Annotated in this window: 25 protein-coding genes; 17 read left to right on the forward strand and 8 right to left on the reverse strand. The window is 62.9% G+C overall.

What is annotated here, in order from left to right; all coding sequences use genetic code 11:
• Nucleotides 1–130 precede the first annotated feature (130 nt).
• The 3 genes from JG746_RS28160 to JG746_RS28170 all read right to left on the reverse strand — a co-directional run bounded on the left by JG746_RS28160 (nt 131) and on the right by JG746_RS28170 (nt 2,018).
• Nucleotides 131–1,045 carry a LysR family transcriptional regulator gene (locus JG746_RS28160; RefSeq protein ID WP_202355694.1) on the reverse strand — a complete coding sequence of 305 codons (915 nt, stop codon included), beginning with the start codon at nt 1,043–1,045 and terminating at the stop codon, nt 131–133.
• A 228-nt stretch (nt 1,046–1,273) separates the two neighbouring features.
• Nucleotides 1,274–1,549 carry a hypothetical protein gene (locus JG746_RS28165; RefSeq protein ID WP_027169812.1) on the reverse strand — a complete coding sequence of 92 codons (276 nt, stop codon included), beginning with the start codon at nt 1,547–1,549 and terminating at the stop codon, nt 1,274–1,276.
• A gap of 193 nt (nt 1,550–1,742) precedes the next feature.
• A complete protein-coding gene (locus tag JG746_RS28170; RefSeq protein ID WP_202355695.1) occupies nt 1,743–2,018 on the reverse strand; it encodes a hypothetical protein in 276 nt (91 codons plus the stop codon).
• A gap of 233 nt (nt 2,019–2,251) precedes the next feature.
• On the opposite strand from JG746_RS28170, the gene JG746_RS28175 reads away from it, so the two are divergent.
• From JG746_RS28175 to JG746_RS28200, 6 genes are all read left to right on the forward strand, one after another.
• Nucleotides 2,252–3,103 carry a patatin-like phospholipase family protein gene (locus tag JG746_RS28175; protein WP_202355696.1) on the forward strand — a complete coding sequence of 284 codons (852 nt, stop codon included), beginning with the start codon at nt 2,252–2,254 and terminating at the stop codon, nt 3,101–3,103.
• 231 nt (nt 3,104–3,334) lie between these two features.
• A complete protein-coding gene (locus JG746_RS28180; protein ID WP_202355697.1) occupies nt 3,335–3,604 on the forward strand; it encodes a BufA1 family periplasmic bufferin-type metallophore in 270 nt (89 codons plus the stop codon).
• Between the two features lie 41 nt (nt 3,605–3,645).
• Complete coding sequence (gene bufB, locus JG746_RS28185) at nt 3,646–4,677, forward strand: MNIO family bufferin maturase (protein ID WP_202355698.1); 1,032 nt, start codon at nt 3,646–3,648, stop codon at nt 4,675–4,677.
• Nucleotides 4,678–4,693: 16 nt separating this feature from the next.
• On the forward strand, nt 4,694–5,449 hold the full coding sequence (locus tag JG746_RS28190) for an HvfC/BufC N-terminal domain-containing protein (protein ID WP_244730492.1): 756 nt from the start codon (nt 4,694–4,696) through the stop codon (nt 5,447–5,449).
• 11 nt (nt 5,450–5,460) lie between these two features.
• The gene (locus tag JG746_RS28195) at nt 5,461–5,937 is read left to right on the forward strand and encodes a DoxX family protein (protein ID WP_202355700.1); all 477 of its coding nucleotides are present in this window, start codon (nt 5,461–5,463) and stop codon (nt 5,935–5,937) included.
• Nucleotides 5,934–6,671, forward strand: coding sequence for an NAD(P)H-dependent oxidoreductase (locus JG746_RS28200; protein WP_202355701.1), 738 nt, complete (start codon nt 5,934–5,936; stop codon nt 6,669–6,671). Before JG746_RS28195 ends, JG746_RS28200 begins: the two co-directional genes overlap by 4 nt.
• A gap of 65 nt (nt 6,672–6,736) precedes the next feature.
• Here the strand turns inward: JG746_RS28200 and JG746_RS28205 are convergent, their stop codons facing one another.
• A complete protein-coding gene (locus JG746_RS28205; RefSeq protein WP_202355702.1) occupies nt 6,737–7,645 on the reverse strand; it encodes a LysR family transcriptional regulator in 909 nt (302 codons plus the stop codon).
• Nucleotides 7,646–7,811: 166 nt separating this feature from the next.
• Here JG746_RS28205 and JG746_RS28210 point away from each other — a divergent pair, with 166 nt between their 5' ends.
• The gene (locus tag JG746_RS28210) at nt 7,812–8,888 is read left to right on the forward strand and encodes a class I SAM-dependent methyltransferase (RefSeq protein WP_202355703.1); all 1,077 of its coding nucleotides are present in this window, start codon (nt 7,812–7,814) and stop codon (nt 8,886–8,888) included.
• Between the two features lie 30 nt (nt 8,889–8,918).
• The gene (locus JG746_RS28215) at nt 8,919–9,218 is read left to right on the forward strand and encodes a putative quinol monooxygenase (RefSeq protein WP_202355704.1); all 300 of its coding nucleotides are present in this window, start codon (nt 8,919–8,921) and stop codon (nt 9,216–9,218) included.
• A gap of 589 nt (nt 9,219–9,807) precedes the next feature.
• Here JG746_RS28215 and JG746_RS37855 read toward each other — a convergent pair.
• Nucleotides 9,808–9,996, reverse strand: coding sequence for an SLOG domain-containing protein (locus JG746_RS37855; protein ID WP_202355705.1), 189 nt, complete (start codon nt 9,994–9,996; stop codon nt 9,808–9,810).
• A 273-nt stretch (nt 9,997–10,269) separates the two neighbouring features.
• On the opposite strand from JG746_RS37855, the gene JG746_RS28225 reads away from it, so the two are divergent.
• The 7 genes from JG746_RS28225 (at nt 10,270) to apnL (ending at nt 18,579) form a co-directional block, all read left to right on the forward strand.
• Nucleotides 10,270–11,097, forward strand: a complete 828-nt coding sequence (locus tag JG746_RS28225; protein ID WP_202355706.1) for a phosphogluconate dehydrogenase C-terminal domain-containing protein — start codon at nt 10,270–10,272, stop codon at nt 11,095–11,097.
• A gap of 304 nt (nt 11,098–11,401) precedes the next feature.
• Nucleotides 11,402–12,343: a D-ribose ABC transporter substrate-binding protein gene (locus JG746_RS28230; protein WP_202355707.1), complete on the forward strand. Its 942-nt coding sequence runs from the start codon at nt 11,402–11,404 to the stop codon at nt 12,341–12,343.
• Nucleotides 12,344–12,421: 78 nt separating this feature from the next.
• Nucleotides 12,422–13,087, forward strand: a complete 666-nt coding sequence (locus tag JG746_RS28235; RefSeq protein WP_202355708.1) for a DUF2291 family protein — start codon at nt 12,422–12,424, stop codon at nt 13,085–13,087.
• Entirely contained in the window at nt 13,084–14,643 is a 1,560-nt protein-coding gene (locus tag JG746_RS28240) for a sugar ABC transporter ATP-binding protein (protein WP_202355709.1), read from the forward strand. Before JG746_RS28235 ends, JG746_RS28240 begins: the two co-directional genes overlap by 4 nt.
• Nucleotides 14,643–15,707 (forward strand): ABC transporter permease, encoded by a 1,065-nt coding sequence (locus JG746_RS28245; RefSeq protein ID WP_202355710.1) that lies wholly within the window; start codon nt 14,643–14,645, stop codon nt 15,705–15,707. Before JG746_RS28240 ends, JG746_RS28245 begins: the two co-directional genes overlap by 1 nt.
• Nucleotides 15,708–15,709: 2 nt before the next feature.
• On the forward strand, nt 15,710–16,744 hold the full coding sequence (locus JG746_RS28250; protein WP_202355711.1) for a Gfo/Idh/MocA family protein: 1,035 nt from the start codon (nt 15,710–15,712) through the stop codon (nt 16,742–16,744).
• Nucleotides 16,741–18,579, forward strand: a complete 1,839-nt coding sequence (gene apnL / locus JG746_RS28255) for a D-apionate lactonase (protein WP_202355712.1) — start codon at nt 16,741–16,743, stop codon at nt 18,577–18,579. Before JG746_RS28250 ends, apnL begins: the two co-directional genes overlap by 4 nt.
• Before the next feature lie 2 nt (nt 18,580–18,581).
• On the opposite strand, the gene JG746_RS28260 is transcribed toward apnL, so the two are convergent.
• Nucleotides 18,582–19,295, reverse strand: coding sequence for a transcriptional regulator NanR (locus JG746_RS28260; RefSeq protein WP_202355713.1), 714 nt, complete (start codon nt 19,293–19,295; stop codon nt 18,582–18,584).
• 183 nt (nt 19,296–19,478) lie between these two features.
• Between JG746_RS28260 and oiaX the strand changes: the two genes are divergently transcribed.
• Together oiaX and JG746_RS28270 are read left to right on the forward strand one after the other, a co-directional pair.
• The gene (gene oiaX / locus JG746_RS28265; protein ID WP_202355714.1) at nt 19,479–20,729 is read left to right on the forward strand and encodes a 3-oxo-isoapionate-4-phosphate decarboxylase OiaX; all 1,251 of its coding nucleotides are present in this window, start codon (nt 19,479–19,481) and stop codon (nt 20,727–20,729) included.
• An 8-nt stretch (nt 20,730–20,737) separates the two neighbouring features.
• Nucleotides 20,738–22,063 carry a four-carbon acid sugar kinase family protein gene (locus JG746_RS28270; RefSeq protein WP_202359503.1) on the forward strand — a complete coding sequence of 442 codons (1,326 nt, stop codon included), beginning with the start codon at nt 20,738–20,740 and terminating at the stop codon, nt 22,061–22,063.
• Nucleotides 22,064–22,315: 252 nt separating this feature from the next.
• On the opposite strand, the gene JG746_RS28275 is transcribed toward JG746_RS28270, so the two are convergent.
• Nucleotides 22,316–23,380, reverse strand: a complete 1,065-nt coding sequence (locus tag JG746_RS28275; RefSeq protein ID WP_202355715.1) for an ABC transporter ATP-binding protein — start codon at nt 23,378–23,380, stop codon at nt 22,316–22,318.
• 16 nt (nt 23,381–23,396) lie between these two features.
• A complete protein-coding gene (locus tag JG746_RS28280) occupies nt 23,397–24,914 on the reverse strand; it encodes a DUF5060 domain-containing protein (RefSeq protein WP_202355716.1) in 1,518 nt (505 codons plus the stop codon).
• Nucleotides 24,915–24,920: the final 6 nt, after the last annotated feature.

Genomic DNA, 24,920 nt, shown 5'->3' on the forward strand with positions numbered 1-24,920 from the left:
GCAGCCTCGAAGAAAGAGAAATGCTGACTGGCTCTTAAATCGATACCTGAAAACTATGGTGGGACATCACGACGCGCGAAAGTGCGCGCGAGATTCTGTCGCGCAACGCAGGAGTTTATTTGATTTTTATTCAGGCCGCGGTCTTGCGGATTGCTTGAGCCAGGGCGCTCTCCGGCCAGCCATGCGCCTTGACGCTGTTGACGAAGGCAGATGCCGCCGGCGAGAATCTGCGCCCCGCCACGACCACCAGAGACACTTCCCGCCAGACCTCCGGATCGATGACAGGCCGGACCTGCAAGCCCGGGATCACCGCGCTGAACTCGGGGATGAAGCAAATCCCGAGACCTCCTGAAACCATGTTCTGGATCCAGTCCTCACGCTCGCTTGCATAGGAGATCCTGAGCTTGACGCCACGGTCGTTGCACAGACCTGCGAGATGATCGCGATACTCGCAGTTCAGCCGCCTCAGGTAATTCTCGCCGTCGAGTTCGGAGATGGCGACATTGTCGTTGCGGGCCAGCCTATGGCCGTTTGGAAAGGCCAGGACGAAGCGCTCGCGATAGAGCGGCGTGACATCGAACCGTTCCGGAAAACTGTCGCTTGACGCCATAATGGCGACGTCGATTTCACCGGATTCGAGCAGTTGCGAAAGCGAGGCGGGCACACCTTCCACCAGCTGCAACTGGATGCCTTGCTGGCGCCTGTTGAAATCGGCCAGCAGGCCGGTGAAGCGGCGCGGACCGATGGTGCACATGACGCCAACCTTGAGGTTGGCATTTTCCAGGCACAGGAATCTCGATGCCTCCTGCCGCACTCCGGTCAGTTCGTCGAGGATCTGCTGAAACCGGGGGCGCAGCAGCGCGCCCAGGTCGGTCAGGTGTGTCAGGTTTCGTTCGCGGCGAAACAGCAGGCCGCCGACCTCCTCCTCGAGCTGCTGGATAGCGCGCGACAGCGCCGGCTGAGTGACGTTGCACTTTTCGCCGGCGCGCGTGAAGTTTCGCGTCTCGCACACGGCCAGGAAGTAGCGGATGTGATGAATGTCCATGCCGATTTGTCCCGAATTGCAAACGAGGCCTTCGTAGCTTCGGAGCGTGCAGCAAAGCTTGTCCCGGCGCCAATGCACTGCCGCTATAAAGTCGATAGCGGTCCGTCATGGGACGACAATCGCGCGTGGCGGGTTTGTGTGGGCGTGGGACTTCGCCGAAATGATGATGGCGAGCAAGCTGCTCGCCATCATCATGGTCCCGATGTTGCCCGGGACGGCCGGAACAGCTTAGTTGGCGCCGCCGAGCGCCTGCAGGTTGGCGCAGAATTCGGCGTGCGGCTTGCTCATCGCCGCATCCTGGCATTCCTTCATCATCGCGCCCTGCTTGTCCTTCGCCATTGCGTCCCAGGCGGCCTTGAACTCGGCCTTGGGCTTCATCGTCTTCATGCTGGCGTCGGTGAAGAAGGGCTGCATGTTGGACGGTTCGTCGAGCGCGCCGGCGAACGAAACGCCGCTCAAGACGGAAAGTGCAAAAGCGCCGAGGCAGATAGCTTTGATATTCATGGTAGGATCCTTCTCTGGAGTTGAGCAATCGTCCCATCGACGACCGCGGTAATGATCGGCAGCAATTTAAACCTCTGTGGTTCCTCCTTGCCGAGATGGACTTTGCTGCAACCGGCCGCCAACTTGCCAATGCCATCTGCGTATGGAGTTTATGCCGGTTCTGCATCCAGACGTTGATGGCCTGGACTTGCGGCTAGTTGGCGCCACCCAGCGCCAGCACGTTTGCGCAGAACGGCGCATGGGCCTTGCTCATCGCCGGGTCGTTGCAAGCCTTCTTCATTGCGTGCCGATCTCGCTTTGGCGTGGCACGCCACGCCTTCTTGAACTCAGCCATCGGCTTCATCGTCTTCATCCCGGCATCTTTGTAGAACGACGGGAAAGATGCCAGGTCGCTGAGGGGATCGGCGGACGCGCCTCCCGCAAGAACACCGAGAGCAATAGCCCCCAGATACAAGGTTCGTATTTTCATGACCCGCTCCCTTTAGCTGTTGAACGATCGCCCACACGACAGTCGCGGGGCCTGGTCAGGGCGACCAACCACGTTGGTTCGCCTGGCTGGCAGAATCGTGCGACGCGCGCGCGATTGCAGCCAATGCAATCTGCCTATGGAGTTCATGCCACCTTGGCATTTCGCCGACAGAAGAAGTTGCGGCAGTCTTTCCATCAAACGCCCAGCATGGCGTTTTGGGATGGAGACTGAAAATGCATATCCAGACCGGAACCGAGACCGACCAAGCCGTCATTGCAAGACCTGCAGTGGATGACCGGCAGGTCGTGGACATTGTCCTGGCCAGCGACGCGCACGGCGCCTTCGTCTGGGGCGTCCTCGACCGCTTGCTTGACGAACCCAGCCTTTCCATCGGCAACATCACCGCGTCCGGCTTCGGCGCGATGGAGGCCGCGGTTCTGGCCTATGGCCTGGCGCTGGGCGGCCGGCGCGGCGCGCGGACCGCGCTCGCCAACTTCTGGCGACGCGTCAGCCATGCATCGATGTTTACCGCCGATGCGGCAAGTCCGCTGCGATCGATCCTGGAGCAGTCGATCGATATTGCGGTGATCCGCAGCAAGGGCGGCCCGCTGCAACTGAGCATCCTGGCCTCCAATGCCCGCACCGATGCGGTGAAGATCTTCGCCGGCGATCAGGTGTCGATCGACGCGATCCTGGCGGCCGCCACGATCCCGTTCCTCTTCCCGGCCGTCGAGATCGACGGCGAAACCTATTGGGGCGACGGCGACCTTTCGGCTTCGCTGGCCCTGCCGTCGGATACCAGCCATCGACTGCTGGTCACCGGCAAGCCTGCACTGTTCATGACGCCGTGCGCGGATCGTCGCCCCGCCGCCACTCCTTGTGCGATGAAGTGCGCCCCAACCCACGCCATCTTCGACAGCCAACACCGTGCCGGCGCGGCCCTGTTCACGAGGCCCTGGACCGACTGGGGTGAGCTGACCGACATGCGTGACCGGGGACGCGAACGTGCCGGGGACTGGCTTTTCGCCGAGCACTCCGTCGCAGACGAATGCTCGGCCGCCGACGGCGAGAACCGATACATCTAGGCGCCTCCTTCCCGCCTAGCCGCGCCTGCTTCGCAGACTCCCGAACGCAGGCGCCAAGCCCTCCGGTGCCCCCGCCGGAGGGCTTTTTGCGTGCGGCCTCTTCAACATAGTGGCCGCGTATCAAATCCATGCCGAGACAGCATTTCAGCTCGCCATCCGGATCGGGGACACTGCTTGCAGACAGGTCGCAAGGCCAGTCTTTCCCTCGGAACGCAAACAGGAGACACGACCGTGATCAACACCAGGACCCTTATCGGATCGGCCCTCGCGGCCGCCACTTCGCTCGCCGCCACGGCGGCCTATAGCGGCCCCGCCGCCAAGCCCAGTTTCTCGTTCGAGAAATGCTACGGCGTTGTCAAAACCGGCCAGAATGACTGTCAGACGGCGACGCATTCCTGTGCCGGCACCGCCACCGCCGACAACCAGCCGGATTCCTGGCTCTACGTGCCCGCCGGCAGCTGCGCCAAGATCGCCGGCGGCAGCGACAAGCCGAAAGCCTGAACCATCCGGACTTCCAGCCACCCCTTGAAAGGAGCCGACCGATGCCCCGTGCGTTTCAACCCCTCGCGATTCCCGCATCGGCGGGCATCGGTCTTCGCTCCCCACACATCGGTGAAATGCTGACCCGAAGGCCTTCCGCTGGCTGGCTCGAGGTTCATGCCGAGAATTACATGGGAGACGGCGCCGGCGTCGAAGCGCTGGAACGGTTGCGCCAGACCTATCCGCTGTCGGTGCACGGTGTCGGCCTGTCGCTGGGCAGCGCGCGAGGAGTGGATCGCGATCATCTGGAGCGGCTGCGCAGAGTCTGCGAGCGCTTCCAGCCCGATCTCGTTTCCGAGCATCTTGCCTGGAGCGTCGCCGACGGCGCCTACCTCAACGATCTCTTGCCGCTGCGCTATGACGAAGAGGCGCTGGCGATCGTGGCGCGCAATGTCGCGACCGTCCAGGACAGGCTGAAGCGCCAGGTGCTTATCGAGAATCTGTCCGCCTATGTCGCCTTTACCGACTCGTCGATGAACGAGGCCGAGTTCCTGAGCGAACTGGTGGTGCGGACGGGCTGCGGTCTGCTGCTGGACGTCAACAATGTCCAGGTCTCGGCGCATAATCTGCAATATGACGCCAAGGCCTTCATCGATGCGCTGCCGGCCGATGCCATCGGCGAGATCCATCTCGCCGGGCATGCGCTCAATCAGGTTGGGGCCGACACCGTGCTCATCGACGATCATGGCTCGCGTGTGCCGCCGGTCGTCTGGAGCCTCTACCAGCATGCCATAGGCCGGCTCGGGCCACGCCCTACCCTGATCGAATGGGACACCGATGTCCCCGTTCTCGATGTGCTGCTTGGCGAAGCCATGTGGGCCGACATGCTCAGCGCTTCGATCATGTTCGACCGCAAGCGGACCGCGAGACAGACGGCGGCGGCCAAACCCCAGCCACAGTCCACACTCGTTTCCATCGAAGCCGAGGCGAGGACAGGCATGCCGGTGCTTGCGGCATTTGCCGTCGCCAGGGCCGGACCGGCCGTGCCGTTGGCATTGCCACCAATACAGGGAGGATATCATGCTGCCGCTTGAACACCTGCAGACCACCATGGCGCGCTCGGTGCTGGCCATTGAGCCTTTGGCCACGGCGAAAATTCTGACCGCCGGCAAGGCCGATCCGCTGGCGCGCCTGCGCATCTACCAGAACAACACCCGCAGTTCGCTCACCGCGGTTCTGATGGCGGTGTTTCCCGTCACCGTGCGCCTGGTCGACGAACGCTTCTTCCGTTTCGTGGCGAGCGAGTTCATTCGACGTCATCCGCCGGTGGAGTCGCGGCTGGCGCGCTACGGCGCCGGCTTCCCGCGCTTCCTGAAAACGATCGACACGCTTACCGATATGCCTATCGTCGCCGAAACGGCGCGGCTCGAATGGGCCATTGCCGAGGCACTCGACGCGGCCTCGCTACCGCCTCGGACCCTGGCGGAATTCGACAATACCGATCTGGGGCCATCGCCAGATGTCCTGTTGCAGCCTTCGCTGCGATTGATTGTCTCGCACTGGTCGATCCTGTCGGTGTGGACAGCGCATCAGCAGGACGCAGTCATCGACCAGCACAGCGCCTGGACGAGGCGACCCGAACGCGTGGCGTTGTGGCGTGCGGGCGACAGCGTCCGGCTGGTTCTGCTCGATCGCGCGAACTTCGCCTTCCGGCATTCCCTGAAGCACGGTCTTGGGCTGGAGCACGCAACAAGCCGTGCCCTCGCCCTCGATCCGGCGTTCGATCTCGTGGCCGCACTCATGCGCCTGTTCGATGACGGGCTCGTCACAAACCTGCGCATCGCCGCACATCCCCGCTCGAACTGATGGAGACAATCATGACCGCATTTTCAGATCATTCCTCGACCAGCCCCGCCGGCTTCGTCGGCTTCTACCGGCGTATCATGCAGCTGCCAGAGCGCATTCCATTTTCGCTGGTTCAGCTCGCGGTCCGTGTCGCGGTCGCCCATGTCTTCTGGCAATCCGCACAGTCGAAGCTGGCATCCTGGCCGGTGACGCTGCAGCTCTTCGCCAATGAATACAATCTGCCGTTCATCGATCCGTCGATCGCGGCGCCGCTCGCAACGGCCGCAGAACTTACCGGCTCGGTCCTGATCTTCCTCGGATTGTTCTCACGTCTCGCGGCCCTGATGCTGCTCGGCGTCGTCTCTGTCATCCAGATCTTTGTCTATCCCGAGAACTGGGCGGAGCACCTGCTGTGGGTGTCTTTGCTGCTTCTCGTGCTGACACGGGGCGCCGGTGTGCTCTCGCTCGACTACGTCGCGGCGCGGGCTCTCACGGCGTCTGGAAAATGAGCATTTCGACCCAGTGGAAAAGCCCGGTGCGCATCTTTATCGTTCACGCCCACCCCGAGCCCAACAGCTTCAACGGCGCCCTGACCCGCGCGGGGCAAGCGGCGTTGTCCGGGGCGGGACACGAGGTCGTTGTCTCCGATCTCTACGCCATGGGCTTCAATCCGGTATCGGATCGTCGCAACTTCACGACGGCGAGCGACGCGAGCTACTACCACCAGCAATCAGAGGAGGCGAACGCGGCTGCCCATAACGGGTTCTCGCCGGACATCCAGGCCGAGATGGACAAACTCTTCTGGTGCGACGCCTTGATCCTGCAGTTTCCGCTCTGGTGGTTCGGGCTGCCGGCAATCCTCAAGGGCTGGGTCGACCGAGTGTTCGCGTCGGGTGGCCGCATCTACGGCGGCGGCAAATGGTATGATCGCGGTGTCTTCGCAGGGAAGCTCGCGATGTGTTCCGTCACAATTGGCGGCCCGCCTCCGATCTATTCGAGCGGCGGACTAAACGGCCCAATCGCGGAGATCCTGTTCCCAATCAACCACGGGATGCTCTACTTTGTCGGCTTCACCGTGATCGAGCCCTTCCTCGTGCATGCACCAGCGCGCATTGGCCACAGCGAGCGCCAGGAGTGGCTCGTTCGATACCGCGAACGCGTCCTCGGCCTCGTTCGTGCCCCGACGATTGCTTATCCGAAGCTCGCAGACTTTGACGACACCTATGTCTTGAAATCGATATGAAAGAGGCCTGGCGCTGTTCGCCAGGACAGAGGACCGCGCGCTGGCCACAGCCGCAGGAGATTAGTCTAAAGGCTGAGTGGGTCCTTGGCGTCCGGCGCCATCCGCCAATCATACTCCATGACCGCCTTGACGAATGCGGAGATAGCGGGCGACGGCGAGCGCTCCGCGACGGACACCAGCGACACTTCGCGCACGATCTCGGGGTCGACGACCAGCCGGTGGCAGACGCCGGGCTGGCTGGCCGAGAATTCCGCGATGAAGCAGACGCCCATGCCGGCCGCGACCATGGCCAGGATCCAGTCCTCGCGCTCACTGCGATAGGCGCTTCTTATCTCGAAGCCGAGATCCTTGCAGAGCTCGTCGATGTGGTTGCCGTACTCGCAATTGATGCGCTCCAGATAGGGCTCGCTGCGCACATCCGTCAGCTGAAGCGTGTTTCGGGTCTCGAAAGGATGACCGGTCGAGAAGGCGAGGCCGAAGCGTTCCATATAGACGGGCTCAGCCTTCAGCCGGTGGTCGAAGGGCTCTGGCCGTGCCAGCAGAGCGATGTCCAGCTTGCCCTTCAGCAGCAGATCAGTGAGGTGGTCGGCGGCGCCCTCGATCACGGTCACCTCGATGCCGGGATAGCGTTCGCGAAAGGCGTTGAGGAAACCGATGAAGCGCAGCGGGCCGATGGTGCACATTACGCCCAGCGTCACCGGCGCCGTCTCGAGCGACAGGAAGCTCCTGGCAGTGCGCTTGGCGTGCTCCGAGCGCTGCGCGATCTCGTCGAGGTGACTGCGCATCAGCAAGCCGAAATCGCTGAGCTGGACATGGCCCTTGTCGCGATGGAAGAGGAGGCCGCCGAGTTCCGCTTCAAGCTTCTGGATGGCGCGCGTGAGCGCAGGCTGGGTGACGTGCACGAGGTCGGCCGCGCGACGGAAGTTGAGGGTCTGGCAGGCGGCCAGGAAGTAGCGAATCTCGTGCATTTCCATGACACATCCCCGCTGATGCCCGGCATGCATCGCCGCAATCAGAAATCAGCATTATCGACGGCTCCTATCCTTAGGTAAACTTTCTCCGCTGTCCATGGCGAGGCCCGGCGGGAGCAGGATTGTCGCCCTTGGCGAGTGTTTGGGATCGAGCTGGAGGAGAAAGCCGATGCTGGAGCGCAACAAGGACAATCAGCCCGATCAGGAAAAACTGGAGGCGCTGCTGGGAAGGATGGTCGGCGATCTTGGCGCCATCACCACAGGGGCCGCTGTGCTGCTGGGAGACAGGCTTGGCCTGTTCTCGGCGATGAGCGAAGGCGGCAGGATGACCGCCGGACAGCTTGCCAAAAGGACGGGCACGCAGGAACGGCTGGTCCGCGAATGGCTCTCGGCACAGGCGGCGGCAGGTTATGTCGAATATGACGAGGCCGGCGACAGCTTCTACCTCAGCCCCGAACAGGAACAGGTTTTCGTCAATGAGGACAGCCCGGCCTTCATGGCCGGCGCGTTCGAGGTTGTCTCGACGCTGTGGCTCGACGAGGAGAAGGTCAGGCAGGCCTTTCGCTCCGGCAAGGGGCTCGGCTGGCACGATCACAGCGCGTGCCTGTTCCGCGGCACGGAACGCTTCTTCCGGCCGGGCTACAATGCCAATCTGATCGGCTCTTGGCTGCCGGCTCTCGACGGGGTGGTCGAGAAGCTGGAGCGGGGCATAGACGTCGCCGATGTCGGCTGCGGCCATGGCGCCTCGACCGTGCTGATGGCGAAGGCATTCCCGAACTCACGCTTCACCGGCTTCGACTATCACGCCCCGTCGATCGAACGCGCCCGCGCCGTGGCAAAAGAAACCGGCGTCGCCGGCAACACCCGCTTCGAGGTGGCGCAGGCCAAGGATTTCCCTGGCACCTATGACCTTGTCGCCTTCTTTGACTGCCTGCACGACATGGGCGATCCGGAAGGCGCGGCCAAACATGTGCACAAGGCGCTTAAGCCGGACGGCACCTGGATGATCGTCGAGCCCTTCGCGAATGATAAGCTTTCCGCGAACCTCAATCCGGTCGGCCGCATCTACTACGCCGCATCGACCTTCATCTGCACGCCGGCCTCGCTGTCGCAGGAGGTTGGACTGGGGCTCGGCGCGCAGGCCGGCGAGGCAAGGCTGCGCAAGGTGGTGTCGGGCGGCGGGTTCAAGCGGTTTCGCCGAGCCACCGAGACACCGTTCAACATGGTCCTCGAGGCTCGCCCTTAGGGTTCATTGTGCAAACAATTGGAGGAAGGCATGACTGCTTACAACGTCGTTCGGTTCCGTACCAAGCCCGGCAAGGAACAGGCGTTCATCGATGCGCACAAGAAGGCGACCCTCGACGTCAAGGGTTTCCGTAAAGGTGTGCTCATCAAGACCGGCGACCGGACATTCTGCGTCGTTGGCGAGTGGAACGACATGGACAGCCTCGCGGCGGCACGGCCGCAAATGATCGGCCTTCTGGATACGATGCGCGACATGCTGGAGGATCTCGGCGGCGACCTCGGCGTGACCGATCCCGTCTCGGGAACGGTCGTTGCCGACTTCGCTACCTGAGGGCCGAGCTGCGGGCTTTGCGTGCACACTGCTCGACCAGGGCGGCGAGTCAAAAAAAGGTTGGCGGTCAAGTCGGCCGGAATGACAAGCGGTGCGAAGGAGATCCGCCTTTGTGCACGCCGTTCTACGCTGTAGCCCTCTCCCTTTTTGAAAAATCTTTCCTTCATAGGGGACGTGGCGCAGATCAGACACCAGGACCGTCAAAAAGTTGCGTTTTAAAGGGAAAATCGCCGCAAAAAGGTATTTTGACGTTTCACCGACTATCGGGACACCTTACTGCGTCCGACGGCGTCCCCAAGCCGTCTCGAAAAGTGCCGTCACCGCTTCAACTAGCGCATTTTTCGGCGCAAAATCAATGGTCATGGCGGGCCCGGAGGATATATTAAAATCTTTGATTTTATTGAGTTTTTCGTGAGCCAAACTCAGAAATCTTCCCGTATCGTTCCGCATGGTCCCGTGTCGCCATAAGGTCACTTTAGCCTAACCTCCTTTGAGAATGTTCGGAGCCATGCTCCAGAACGGCCGTCATGGGGCCGTTAGCGGTCTGCCCGCCTATCGATCACGGATGGCCATAAGCTGCCATTCGCCTCTAAGTTCGTAGGTCACCAGAACCGCTCCTCCTCACGGAAATGCCGAGGTGCCCGTGGAACAGCGCGACGAAATCGCGTTGATCCCGAAGCCGGATGGCCTTGTCTAGCTTGGCTGCTACGTCGAGGCACGCTCCCCCGATAGAGGTCGCCGGGGTGACTTTCTCATGCGGCTGACGTTGCCTGAACATCTCGTATTTCGCGCGATTCCGTCCATGCCACCGATGAAGACCGCCGCGCTGAACTCGGGTTCCTTGAACATATGACGAACCGCTCCACGACTTTGTCTCGGGCGGTTGCAGACGACAAGCGGAGGTCCGGCATTACGGCTCACCGTGCCAGCAGGCGTTTACCTACCGAGCCAGGCGACAATTCCACTTGCCAAATTATGGTAGAGTGATCATACCAGTATATAAGATGATGATCGCGCGGTGATCGCCCAGAATTCAAGGGAGCAAGGCCAGATGACAACGATTGCGCTGTTTGGTGCGGGCGGGAAAATGGGCTACCGGCTGTCGACCAATTTTCGCGGATCGGGCTACACGATCCGCCATGTCGAGATCAGCGAGGCGGGCAAGGAGCGGTTGAAAACCGGTCTGGGCTTCGACGCGGTCGGCGTCGATGAGGCACTCAAGGGCGCCGAGGTCGTGATCCTGGCGGTGCCGGACACGCATATCGGCAAGGTCGCCGCCAGCATCGAAAGCAAGCTTGCGTCAGGCACGATGGTGATCGTGCTCGACGCGGCGGCCCCTTTCGCCGGTCACCTGCCCGATCGTCCCGACCTTACCTATTTCGTGACCCATCCCTGCCATCCGCCGATCTTCAACGACGAGACCGACATGGCCGCCAAGAAGGACTTCTTCGGCGGCGTCAAGGCCAAGCAGCATTTCGTCAGCGCCCTGATGCAAGGGCCGGAGGAAGACTACGCCAAGGGTGAGAAGATCGCCCAGATCATCTGGGCGCCGGTGATGCGCTCGCACCGGGTCACCGTCGAGCATATGGCGTTGCTGGAGCCTGGCCTTTCGGAGACAGTGTGCGCTTCGCTGCTCGTCGTCATGAAGGAAGCACTCGATGAGGTCGTGGCGCGCGGAGTCGACCGGCAGGCCGCACTCGATTTCCTGCTCGGTCACATGAATGTGCTCGGCGCCGTCATCTTCGGTGAGACCAAGGGCGTGTTTTCCGATGCCTGCAACAAGGCCATCGAATTCGGCAAGCCGGTACTGATGCGCGACGACTGGAAGCGCGTCTTCGAGCCGGAGGAAATCGCCGCCAGCATCCAGCGCATTACGTGAGTGGGCGCGCCTTCCTCCACCGTACCAAGACGTGCGGTTAGATACAGATCATCTGAATTAGTGATTGACTCATCATACCAGTTGGCTAAGCTGTAAACGCACTCGGATTGATCGTTCTTTGCGGGGACAAAGATATCGAAGCGAGCGGAGGATGGCGGGGAGCGGGCGCGAAAATCGGTTCGGTCGAAAAGCCTGCAAACGGCTGCCGATCGAGGCGGCGTGCGCCGCTGCACTGCCTAACGAATTCAAATGGAGACAGAGGCCTCGACTGGTCGAGGCCCGTGTTTTTTAAAGGGAGGACTTCATGAAACTTACTCGCAGAATGACGCTTGCGGCTTTCGCCGGCGTACTGGCACTCGGCACGGCGGCGCCGGCCTTCGCGGCCGACTTGATCGCCATCATCACCCCCTCGCACGACAATCCGTTCTTCAAGGCGGAAGCCGTCGGCGCCGAGGCAAAGGCCAAGGAGCTCGGCTACGAGGCGCTGGTGCTGGTGCATGACGACGACGCCAACAAGCAATCCGAACTGATTGACACCGCGATCGGCCGCGGCGCCAAGGCGATCATCCTAGACAATGCCGGCGCCGACGCCACCGTCGCCGCGGTGCAGAAGGCCAAGGACGCCGGCATCCCCTCCTTCCTGATCGACCGCGAGATCAACGCCACCGGCGTTGCCGTGGCGCAGATCGTATCAAACAACTACCAGGGCGCCCAGCTTGGCGCCCAGGAATTCGTCAAGCTGATGGGCGAGAAGGGCAACTTCGTCGAACTGGTCGGCAAGGAATCCGACACCAATGCCGGCATTCGCTCCAAGGGCTATCATGACGTCATCGACGACTATCCGGACCTGAAGATGGTGGCGCAGCAGTCGGCCAACTGGAGCCAGACCGAAGCCTATTCCAAGATGGAATCGATCCTGCAGGCCAATCCCGACATCAAGGGCGTGATCTCCGGCAACGACACGATGGCGATGGGTGCCTATGCGGCGCTCGCAGCCGCGAACCGCAAGGATGTCATCGTCGTCGGCTTCGACGGCTCCAACGACGTGCGCGACTCCATCACCTCGGGCGGCATCAAGGCGACGGTGCTGCAGCCTGCCTATGCCCAGGCGCAGATGGCCGTCGAGCAGGCCAACGACTTCATCAAGAACAAGAAGTCGCCCGAGAAGGAAAAGCAGCTGATGGACTGCGTGCTCATCAATGGCGACAATGCCGCGAAGCTGGAAACCTTCGCGCTGAAGAACTGAGCCGGCGCAACGCAAACAGCGAGGGGCGAACCCAGGGTTCGTCCCTCGCCGCCATTTCAATGGGAAGCTTTGACCGCCATGCTCAGTAAGCCGATCGGGCCGATTAAGGCAACTTGGCCGATACTCGCGCTTGTCGCCGGCATCGGCCTCAGCGCCTGCAAGATCCTGCCGACGCCATCGGCGCAAGGCGGCGCAGGCAACGTATCCGGCTTCAATGCGGACAAGATGGTCGAGGAAATCTGGGCCTCGAAGGTCATCCCCCATTTGCAAGAGAAGGCCGGGCCATTTGCCGAGGTCCATGCTCTGGCGAAGACCGACCAGGCGGCGGCCGGCGCCAAATACGGCAATCCCAAGAAGCAGGCGAATTCGCCATGGACCTTCGCGGTGCGCGTCGAAGGCAAGATCATCGCCGCCAACACCCAGTCGCGCGCGGCAACGATGGACATCGACGTCGACGGCGACGGCAAGGCGGATGCGCGCGTGCAGATCGGGCCAGCGATGCGTGGAACCGCACTGCGAGACAGCCTCGATTTCGTCCAGTTCAACGATTTCACCAACCAGATCGACTTCGCCCAGTTCGGCAAAGCGTTCAACGCCTATGCCGACAAGACCGTGCTGTCCAAGCTGCCGCGCGAAGCGCTGGAGGGCCGCACCGCCAAGGTGCTCGGCGCCTACACCATCGAAGGCGGCCAGGACCTGCCATTGGTGACACCGGCGGAGGCCGAGATCGGGCCAAAGCCATGACCACGGCACTTGATCATGACGTCATCCTGAAGCTGGAAGACGTCTCGAAAGTCTATGCCGGCACAATCGCCGTCAAGCAGGCCAATTTCGAGGTGCGTAAAGGCGCCGTCAATGTGCTCGTCGGCGAAAACGGCGCCGGCAAATCGACGCTGATGAAGATCATCGCCGGCGTCGAACAGCCGACGGCCGGGCGCATCCTGCTCGACGGAAACGAGATTTCCTTCTCCTCGTCAGCCGATGCGATGAACCGCGGCATCGGCATGGTGTTCCAGGAGCTGAACCTGTTCGGCAACATGACAGTCGCCGAGAATATTTTCGCCACCCGCGAGATCACCAACCGGTTTCGCAAGATCGACCGCAAGGAGCAGGAGCGGCGGGCCGGCGAATTCCTCGATCGGCTCGAAGCCGGTATCCGCCCGGACATGCTGGTCGAGGATTTGCGCATCGGCCAGCAGCAACTGGTCGAGATCGCCAAGGCTGTCTCGCTCGACGCGCGCGTCCTGATCATGGACGAGCCGACGTCAGCGCTGAGTGCGACGGAAGTCGAGATCCTTTTCAAGGTGATCGCCGACCTCAAGGCGCGCGGCGTGGCGATCGTCTACATCTCGCACCGGTTGGAGGAGCTGATCCGCATCGGCGACTACATCACCGTGCTGCGTGATGGCCGCATCACCGGCCAGGAGGAAGTGAAGAAGGTCGACACGCAATGGATCGTGCGGCAGATGATCGGCTCGGACGCCAAGGATTTCGCCAAGGCCGACGGCCATGTTCCAGGCGAGGAGATCTTCCGCGCCGAGGACATCTGCCTGCCGCGCGTCACCGGCGGACTCGCGGTCGACCATGTCTCGCTGTCGCTGCGCGCCGGAGAGATTTTGGGCATTTACGGCCTGATGGGCGCGGGGCGCAGCGAGCTGTTCGACTGCATCATGGGCCGCCACGGCCATGCCAGCGGCAAGATCTTCATCGACGGAAAACAGATCAGGGAACGCGATACGACGCGGCGCATACGGCGCGGGCTGGCGCTCATTCCGGAAGACCGTCAACGCGAAGGCCTGGTGTCGATCCTCTCGGTCGCCAGCAATCTGACGCTGGCGAGCCTGTCGCGCTTCGTGCGCCTGTTCCATATCCGTGGCGGCGCCGAGCGGCAGGCTGTCAGGCAGATGGTGCGGGAACTTTCGATCAAGGTCGCCGATCCGACGCAGGAAGTCTCCTCGCTGTCCGGCGGCAACCAGCAGAAGGTGGTGATCGGCAAGGCGCTGCTCACCGGGCCGAAGGTGCTTTTGATGGACGAACCGAGCCGCGGCATCGATGTCGGCGCCAAGGCCGACGTCTTCCGCACCATGCGCAAGCTGTCGCGCGATGGGCTCGGCATCCTCTTCGCCACGTCCGACCTCGACGAAGTGATGGCGCTGTCCGACCGGATCGCGGTGATGAGCAATGGCAAACTGACCGGCATGTTCGACCGCGCCGAAGCGAGCGAAGCCGCGATCGTCGCCGCATCGGCGCTCGGCCACGGACCCGCGCATCTTGCCCCCGCATATGGAAAGCAAAGCTGATGACTGACATTCCGGCCAGGGCGGCTCACTCTTCGGCCTCCAGCGGCTCCGCGCTGCTGACGCTGATGAAGCTCAGGACCTTCATCGCGCTGATCGCCGTGCTGGTGTTCTTCTCCATCGCGGCGCCGAACTTCCTCTCGGCCGCCAATCTGATCCTGATGGCCAAGCATGTGGCGCTCAACGCCTTCCTCGCCATGGGCATGACCTTTGTCATCATCACCGGCGGCATCGACCTGTCGGTCGGCTCGATCGTCGGCCTGTGCGGCATGGTGGCCGGCTATCTCGTGCTCAACGGCATCGACCTGCAGATCGGTTACACCATCTATTTCAACGTGGTGGAGATTGCATTGATCACCCTGGCGGTCGGCATATTGATCGGCGCCGTCAACGGACTGCTGATCACCAGGCTCAACGTCGCGCCCTTCATCGCCACGCTCGGCGTGCTTTACGTGGCGCGCGGCCTGGCGCTGCTGTCATCCGACGGCCGCACCTTCCCCAACCTTGTCGGCAAGCCGGAACTCGGCACCACCGGTTTCGGCTTCCTCGGCGCGGGCCGGCTCGTCGGTCTGCCCGTCTCGATCTGGATCCTGGTCGTGGTGGCGCTGGGCGCGGCCTATCTCGCCCGGTACACGCCGCTCGGCCGCCACATCTTCGCCGTCGGCGGCAATGAGCGCGCGGCACGCATCTCCGGCGTGCGCGTCAACATGGTCAAGATGTTCGTCTACATGTTCTCCGGCTTCTGCGCGGCGATCGTCGGCCTGATCATCTCGTCGGAGCTGATGGCCTCGCATCCGGCGACGGGCGAGAGCTTCGAACTGAATGCGATCGCCGCGGCGGTGCTTGGCGGCACCTCGATGTCGGGCGGTCGCGGCACGATCGGCGGCACTATCGTCGGCGCCTTCGTCATCGGCATCCTGTCGGATGGGCTGGTGATGATGGGCGTGAGCTCCTTCTGGCAGATGGTGATCAAGGGTCTGGTCATCATCGTCGCCGTCGTCGTCGACCAGGCGCAGCGCCGGCTTCAGCAGCGTGTCACCCTGATGCAGATGGCAAGGGCGGGTTGATCATGGGGAATTTGAGCGGAGCGCTGATCGGCTGCGGCTTCTTCGCCGTCAACCAGATGCATGCCTGGCGCGACATAGAGGGCGCCTCGATCGTCGCCATCTGCGACCGCGATCCGGAACGGCTCAGGATCGTCGGCGACCAGTTCGGCGTGGCGCGGCGCTACACCGATGCCGAGGCATTGTTTTCGGCCGAGACGCTCGACTTCGTCGATATCGCCACCACCGTCGGTAGCCATCGACCACTGGTCGAGATGGCCGCCGCCCACCGCGTCCCGGTGATCTGCCAGAAACCCTTCGCGCCGACGCTGGCCGACGCCAAGGCGATGGTCGCGGCCTGCGCCAAGGCCGGCGTGCCGCTGATGGTTCACGAGAATTTCCGCTGGCAGTCGCCCATCCAGGCGGTGCGCGCCGTGCTCGACAGCGGGGCGATCGGCACGCCTTTCTTCGGGCGTATCTCCTTCCGCTCCGCCTATGACGTGTTTTCAGGTCAGCCCTATCTGGCGACGGGAAAGCGCTTCATTATCGAGGATCTCGGCATCCACATCCTCGACATCGCGCGTTTTCTGCTGGGTGACGTGTCGAGCCTCACCGCCCGCACCGCGCGCATCAACCCGGCCATCGCCGGCGAGGATGTCGCCACCATGCTGATGGATCACAAGAGCGGCGCCACTTCGGTGGTCGATTGCAGCTACGCGACCCGGCTTGCGGCAGAGCCGTTTCCCGAAACGCTGATCGAGATCGACGGAAGCGACGGCACGCTCCGGCTGGCGCAGGGTTACCAGCTGACCGTCACCGGCAAGAGCGGCACAACGGTCAGGGATATCTCGCCGCCGCTTCTGCCCTGGGCCTCGCGGCCATGGCACAACATCCATGAAAGCGTGCTGGCGATCCAGCGGCACTGGGTCGACTGCCTTGCATCCGGCAAGGAGCCGGCGACCTCGGGCGCAGACAACCTCAAGACATTCGCGCTGGTCGAGGCCGCCTATGCCGGCGCCGTAAGCCGGCAACCGGTGCAGATCGACGACCTGCTGAAATGACCTGGGATCGCTTCCTCCTCAGCGGTACACAGGCGGCGGAGACCGAACCGGTCCGACTGACCGCGGGTGCCCTCAGCGCCGATTTCGTCAACGGCAATCTGCGCACCATCCGCCACGGCGGCACGGAGGTGCTGCGTGCCGTCGCCTACATCGTGCGGGACCGCGACTGGGGCACCTACGAGCCAGTGCTGACAGATCTGACCATCGACCAGGGCGCCCATGCCTTCTCCGTCACCTACACGGCGAGTTGCACGGGGCCGGGCGGAAGCCGTCTCGCCTTCCGCGCCGTCATCAAAGGCTCCTCTGATGGTCGTCTGGTCTTCGATGTCAGCGCCCTGCCCGAAAGCGATTTCGAGACCAGCCGTTGCGGCTTCTGCGTCCTGCATCCGATCGCCGGCCTCGCCGGCAGCCCGGTGACGGTGGAGCACACTGACGGCAGCGTGGTGGCGACGAAACTGCCAGACCTGATCGACCCCTGGCAGCCTTTCAAGGATTTACGCGCCATCACGCATCAAGTGCGACCCGGCGTCACCGCCGAATGCCGCATGGAAGGCGACGTCTTTGAAATGGAAGACCAGCGCAACTGGTCCGACGCCTCCTACAAGACCTATGTGCGGCCGCTGGCACTGCCTTGGCCCTATATGTTGCCGGCCGGCGAGACCAACCGCCAAACGATCAGCCTGCGCATTGCCGGCGACGGCACGATGCCGGCTGTCGCTGCAGGATCCGGCCCGGTCCGTGTGACGCTCGGCGAGTCCGGTCCGGTGCTGCCGGATGTCGGGGTGATCATCTATCCCGGCGGTGTCGAGACAGCGCTGGCGAAACTCGCCACCCTGTCGGCGCTCGGCCCGCAGCAACTGCTGTTTCACTACGATCCGACGCGCGGCCATGGGCTCGATGCCTTGCGCTCTTTCGCCCGGCTCGCCGCCGCTTGTCCCGCCCGCACAACACTCGAATGTGTGGTGGCGTGCACCGGCGATCTCGATGCCGAACTCGCACAGGTCGCCGGGCTGGTGCGCCAGGCGAGCCTGCGGCTCGATGCCATCGCGGTTTCGCCTTCGGTCGACCGCCAGTCGACGCCGCCGGGCAGTGCCTGGCCGCCCTGCCCGCCGCTGGAAGACGTCTATGCCGCGGCGCGCCGCGCCTTTCCCGATATCCGTCTCGGCGGCGGCATGTTCAGCTATTTCACCGAGCTCAACCGCAAGCGCGTTCCGGCCGGGCTGCTCGATTTCGTCAGCCACTGCACCTGCCCGATCGTGCACGCCGCCGACGATCTCAGCGTCATGCAGTCGCTCGAGGCGTTGCCGTTCATCACCCGCTCGGCGCGGGCGATCTTCGGCGACAAGCCCTACCGGATCGGGCCTTCAACCATTGCCATGCGGCAGAACCCCTATGGCGGCGCGACCAAGGACAATCCGCAGGGACAGCGCATCGCCATGGCGAGCCGCGATCCGCGCCACAACGGCGTGTTCGCCGCCGCCTGGACCATCGGCTATGCCGCGCGCATCGCGCCGGCGGGGCTGGAGATGCTGACGCTGTCCGGCTTCACCGGGCCGTTCGGCGTGCTGGCGGCATCCGGTGAACCTGCCGCCGAAGGATCACCGCGGCCGATCTTCCAGGCCATCAAGGCGCTTTGCGAGCTGGCTGGTCTTACCCATGTGTCCGCCAAGACAAGCGACGAGACGCGGATTGCGGCACTGGCCGGCCGCTCCGCCTCCGGCGAGACCATTGGGTGGCTGGCAAACCTGACGGCGGACAATGTCGCCGTCGATGCCTCCGCGCTTGGCCAGGGCCATCTCGTGATGGCGCCCTATGCCATTACCCGGATCGGCTAGGCCTACTTATCGGAATTCATCACATAGAGCGCGCGCGAGCGTTCGAGATGCTTGATCATCGCCTTCTCGGCGCCATCGGCATCCTTCTTCTCGATGCGGCCGATTATCTCTTCGTGCTCCGTCAGCGTGAACTGTTCCTTGCCGGTCCAGATCAGCATTTCGGTGTGATACTCCTTCAGCCAGCCGAGCATCGCCTCGCTGACAGCGACATAGATCGGGTTGCCCGATATCGTCGCGATCTGGGTGTGGAATTTCATGTCGGCGGAAATGAAGGCTTCGGAATCGCCGCGCGCGGCACGCTGCTCGGCGACGGTTGCCTTGAGCCGCTGCACGTCCTCGACTGTGGCCTTCTCGGCAGCTTCCCTGACCATGCCACGCTCGAAGAAGATACGCGCGGTCTTGAGGTGCTCGAGCGTGTCCTTCGACGACGACAGGATGATCTTGGCCGCGCCGTCGACCTGTTTGATGATCGACTTGGCGGTGAGCTGCAGCACCTTGGCCCGCTCGCCATGCGAGATGGCGACAAGGCCCATATTGCTCAGCGCCTGCATCGCCTCGCGGATCGCCGGGCGGCCGACTTCGAAACGCTCCATCAATTCACGCTCCGACGGCATGTCGTCGCCCGGCATCAACTCGCCGCTGGTGATCAGGCGCTTCAGCCGCAAGAAGACCTCGTCGGAAAGCTTGCGTCGGACAATCGGTTCCGAACGGTTCATCGTGGCGATCACTCCCTTGACCCGGCCCTATCTAACACCGCCGCCACAATTCGCGGAAATGCCGGCTCTCGACCTCGCAAAACCTTCCGGCCCGGATATGTCTTGCAATACTTATGTACTCATTATACCAGATTTCAGACACCGGTGAACCTTTTTCGAACGCCTGGGCTTGAGACAGCGGACATGATCACCCTCACCTATCGCATCGAAACGCCTGAAAGCATCGAGGCCCTGGCGGCCAAGATCGCCAGCGATCAGTCGACCGGCACCTTCGTCGCGCTGCCCGGCGAAACAGAGGAACTGAAGGCCCGGGTGGCGGCGCGCGTCCTGGCGATCCGGCATCTACCCGACGCCGTGCAGCCCTCCATTCCGGAAGCCGGCAATGGACCATTCAAGCGCGCCGATGTCGACATCGCCTTTCCCTTCGACGCTATCGGCACCGACCTCTCAGCGCTGATGACCATCGCCATCGGCGGCACCTATTCCATCAAGGGCCTGTCGGGCATCCGCATCGTCGACATGAAGCTGCCTGATGACTATCGCGGCGCCCATCCCGGCCCGCAGTTCGGCGTCGCCGGCAGCCGCAAGCTGACCGGCGTCGAGGGACGCCCGATCATCGGCACCATCGTCAAGCCCGCGCTGGGCTTGCGGCCACCCCAGACGGCCGCGATGGTGGGCGAACTGATCGAGGCCGGTGTCGATTTCATCAAGGACGACGAAAAGCTGATGAGCCCGATCTATTCGCCGCTGGCCGAGCGGGTGAAAACGATCATGCCGCTGATCCTCGACCATGAGCAGAAGACCGGCAGGAAGGTGATGTATGCCTTCGGCATCTCGCATGCCGATCCCGACGAGATGATGCGCAACCACGATCTGGTGGCGGAGGCCGGCGGCAATTGCGCGGTGATCAACATCAACTCCATCGGCTTCGGCGGCATGGCCTACTTGAGAAAGCGCTCCAGCCTGGTGCTGCACGCCCATCGCAACGGCTGGGACATCCTCACCCGCCACCCCGGCCTCGGCATGGATTTCAAGGTGTGGCAGCAGTTCTGGCGATTGCTCGGCGTCGACCAGTTCCAGATCAACGGCATCGCTTCAAAATATTGGGAGCCGGATGCATCCTTCATCGAATCCTTCAAGGCAGTGACGACGCCGATCTTTTCGCCTGATGATTGCGCGCTGCCGGTCGCAGGGTCCGGCCAGTGGGGCGGGCAGGCGCCCGAGACCTACGAACGAACCGGCCGCACGGTCGACCTGCTCTATCTCTGCGGCGGTGGCATCGTCAGCCATCCGGATGGGCCAGGCGCCGGCGTGCGCGCCGTCCAGCAGGCCTGGCAGGCCGCTGTCGAAGGCATCCCGCTGGCGGACTATGCCCGCAGCCATGCCGAGCTCGCGCGCTCGATCGAAAAGTTCGGCGACGGTAAGGCAGCGTGAGCGCGGTCATGCAGAACCTGCTGCTTAGCTACTATGGCGACGACCTCACTGGCTCGACCGATGTCATGGAGGCACTCGAGCTTGGCGGCGTGCCTACCGTGCTGTTCATGCGCCAACCCGACCAGCACCTGCTGTCGCGGTTTGCGCAGTGCCGTGCGGTGGGACTGGCTGGCACGAGCCGCAGCGAGACGCCGCAATGGATGGACGAAAACCTGGCACCGGCCTTCAAATGGCTAAAAACCCTCGAAGCGACGGTTTGCCACTACAAGATCTGCTCGACCTTCGATTCCAGCCCGGCGATCGGCAGCATCGGACGCGCCATCGAGATCGGCCGGCGCGTCTTCGACCAGAAGAGCGTGCCGTTGGTTGTCGGAGCACCTCAGCTCAAACGCTACACGGCGTTCGGAAACCTCTTCGCGGCGTTTCGCGGCACCTATTTCCGTATCGACCGCCATCCCGTCATGAGCCGGCATCCGGTGACGCCGATGAAGGAGGCCGACCTGCTCGTCCACCTCCATCGCCAGACCGATCTCGGTTCCGGCCTTGTCGACCTGGCGGCGCTGCAGGCGGATGGCCTTTCGCAAACGGTCGACCAGGCCTTGCAGGACAAGGAGATCGTCCTGTTCGACGTCGAAAGCCGCCAGACGCAGACGCGCGTCGGCGAGCAGATCTGGCGGATTTGCGAACAAGGCCATGGTTTCGTCGTCGGATCCTCGGGCGTCGAATATGCACTGCTCGCCGAATGGGCCGGCAAAGGCATCGCCGCAGGGCACGCGTCCTTCGTGCCGCCCGGTCCGGTGGACCGGCTCGCCGTGGTCTCGGGCAGTGTGTCGCCAACCACCGAGAAGCAGATCCGCTTCGCGCTCGCCAATGGATTCGACGGCGTCCAGATGGATGCCATGCAGCTGGTTTCGGACGGCGCCGGGGGGGCAATCGAGCGCGCCGTCGCGAGCGGCCTGGCGAGCCTGGCAGCAGGGCGCAGCGTCATCCTCTACACCGCCCTCGGTCCGCAGGCCGACCGCAGTGCCGAGATCGACCATATCGAAGGCGCTCGTAACCGGCTTGGCCGGGCGCTCGGCGACATTCTGCGCCGGCTGGTCCTCGAGCAAAAACTCGGGCGCGCTGTGATCGCAGGCGGCGACACCTCCAGCCACGCGCTGGGACAGTTGTCCATCGATGCGCTGACCGTGCGCATGCCGCTGCCGCAATCACCGGGTTCACCGCTCTGCATTGCCCACGGCGGTGAGGTGGACGGCCTCGAAATCGCGCTGAAGGGCGGCCAGGTCGGAACCGATCGCTATTTTAGCGCCATTCGCGACGGCCTCGGAGGTTGACGGGATTACCTAGCGGCAAATGACTTCATCAGCTAAACGGCGGCGCGCGTCGCGGCCTGCAAAAACGCGAAAGCGCCGTGTGGTCAGCGCCGTGAATGTCGCGCACGACGTTTGTCACTACCCCGGCAACGCTGGCGACCTCGACCGCAACTGTCAGCACCTCATCCCAGAAGCCCGCGACGCGACGACGGGCATGCTGGCGCGTGGCTGGCAGAACCACCCCTTCCCGGACGGGCTTATCGCAAACATCAATCAGATACGGCTTCCCGACGCCGGGTCGAAGAAATGTACGGCTGACTTTCGTACGGAAAGCATGACGATCTCATCCGGCTTCAAAGTGACGCGTTCGCGCAGCACGCAGACGAGTTCGTGGCCCGCCATTTCGGCCGAAAGATGCGTCTCGGCGCCCGTCGGCTCGACGACGATCACCTTCGCCGCGGCACCGGTTTCGCTATCGATATGAATGTCCTCCGGACGCACGCCCAGCACGAGGCGCCGCCCTGCGGCGGTGGCGGGAATGGCTGACAGCGGGATGATTGATCCGTCGTCCAGTTCGAGGCCGGGATGCGGATCATCGCGCACTGTTCCTTCGACGAAATTCATCGCCGGCGATCCGAGGAAGCCGGCGACGAACATGTTTACCGGCCGATCGTAGAGCTCGAGCGGGCTTCCGACCTGCTCGATCCTGCCGCCATTGAGCACCACGATCTTGTCGGCCATCGTCATCGCCTCGATCTGATCATGGGTGACGTAGACGATGGTCGATTTAAGCCGCTGGTGCAGCGCCTTGATCTCGGATCGCATCTGCACGCGCAGCTTGGCATCAAGGTTCGACAGCGGTTCGTCGAACAGGAACACCTTGGGATCGCGCACGATGGCCCGGCCCATGGCGACGCGTTGGCGCTGGCCGCCGGACAGCTGGCGCGGATAGCGTGCGAGCAGCGGCTGCAGCCCCAGGATCGATGCCGCCGTGTCTACCTTTTCCTTGATCTCGGCTTTCTTGGCGCCGGCAAGTTCGAGGGCGAAACCCATATTCTGCGCGACGGTCATCTGCGGATAGAGCGCATAGTTCTGGAACACCATGGCGATGTCCCGTTCCTTTGGCTGAAGATGGTTGACCACCCGCTCGCCGATCGAAATCTCGCCCCCCGAGATGGTTTCGAGCCCGGCTATCATGCGCAGCAGGGTCGATTTTCCGCAACCCGAAGGGCCGACGAGGATGACGAACTCGCCATCTTCGATGTCGACGCTGACCCCATGGATCACGGGGGTCGCGCCATAGGACTTCTTCACGTCGGCGATCTGGACAGAAGACATCTCGTAACCCCGTTTTCTAGCGCCGCGGCCTGACGCGGATGGCTTGATAGGGCTTGCCGGGCAACTCGACCCCGAAAGCCGCGTCCGCCTTGCCCCCACGCACGACCGAGCCATGGCGTGTCGGATGCGGTATCGGCGCCGGCACTTTCGTGGCCGGCGTCACCGTCATGGCCCATGTGTCGATGATGTCGATGTCGTAGTGGCCATCCTGCAGCGGTAGGCCGGAGGACCAGACGACCGGCTGATGCTCGCCAAGATAGATGTAACGAAGCTTGCCGTCGCTGGCGCCGGAGACGCGGCTCCAGGGCCATTCGGTGTTGTGGCCCATCGGCTCCAACCCGCTGCTGACGTCCTCTTCGATGACGTCGCGCAGGAAGCCGATCCGCTTCCACGCCTCGCCGTAGAGCCGGCCGCCCTTGGCCCACCAGATCAGATCCTGGGGGTGCATGTAGGTTTCGCCGTGCCCGGCATAACCGCCGCGCATGACGGTGAGCCAGAACCTGTGCACCAACTCCTCGGCCGTGATGTTGCCCCACGGCTGGATGATGTTGCCTTCATATTCGGGCTCGTCGTTGACGACCGGCTTGCCATAGGCTTCTCGCCATTCGGGTGTTCGTTTCACGTCCCAGTTCTGGATGCAGACATGGCTGACCCACGGTTTGCGATGGTCGAAATTCATCGACTGCTCGCCATTGTGGATGGATTTCAGATGTTGGTAGGGGTCATTCTCCTCAAGGATATGGAAGTAGCGGTCCCACTGCGCCATCGGCTTGGTATCGAGCAGGAAATCGTATTCGTTCGCCAGCGACCACCAGACGTTGCGATAAGCCGCGAGCCGTGCCGCGAGGTAGGCGACGTAGCGGAAATCCTGAGCCGCGCTCATGTCGGCGTAGCCCCACCGATCATAGGGATGGAAGATGATGATGTCGGCCTCGATGCCGAGATTACGCAGTGCCCCCACCTGCGTCTCAAGGTGGCGGAAGGCGACCCGATTCGGCCGGTCGAAATCCTCCTTGCCGTCCGCCCCTGTCTCGAAAATCGAATGCAGCGCCGGATTGGTATTGTAGGGATAGTCCTTTGGGAAGACACCCATGCGCAGCTTGTTGAAGCGCGCTTTCTTCAACGTTGCCAGCGTCTCGGCCTGCATCTCGAGCGGCTGGTGCGTCCAGGCATAGCAAGTGGTTCCGAACGGGAAGTAGGGTGTGCCGTCGGCGTAGGCGAAATGGAATTTGTTGCGCACGCGCACCGGGCCATGGTTGCCCGCCGCCGGCGCCACCGCCTCGAAGGCACCGGTATTGCCTGCCAGCAACGGGCTGTTGGACTGCGTGACGTAGCTCCAGCTGCCTTCATTGTCCGGCATGAAACGGATGCGGTAAGTGCCGTCGCCATCGTAAAAGCCCGGGACCGCGATGCTGCGGTTGGCTTGCGAAAAGCTGGCGGACAACTCGATCTCGACAAAGGGATTGCCATCCGCAGGCCCCTTCAGTTCGATCTCGAACATGTCCCATTTCTCGACTGTCGTGCCGTCGGTCATCCGTGG

Origin of the sequence: Mesorhizobium sp. 113-3-3, from assembly GCF_016756495.1 — a bacterium.
In the GTDB taxonomy this organism is placed as follows: domain Bacteria; phylum Pseudomonadota; class Alphaproteobacteria; order Rhizobiales; family Rhizobiaceae; genus Mesorhizobium.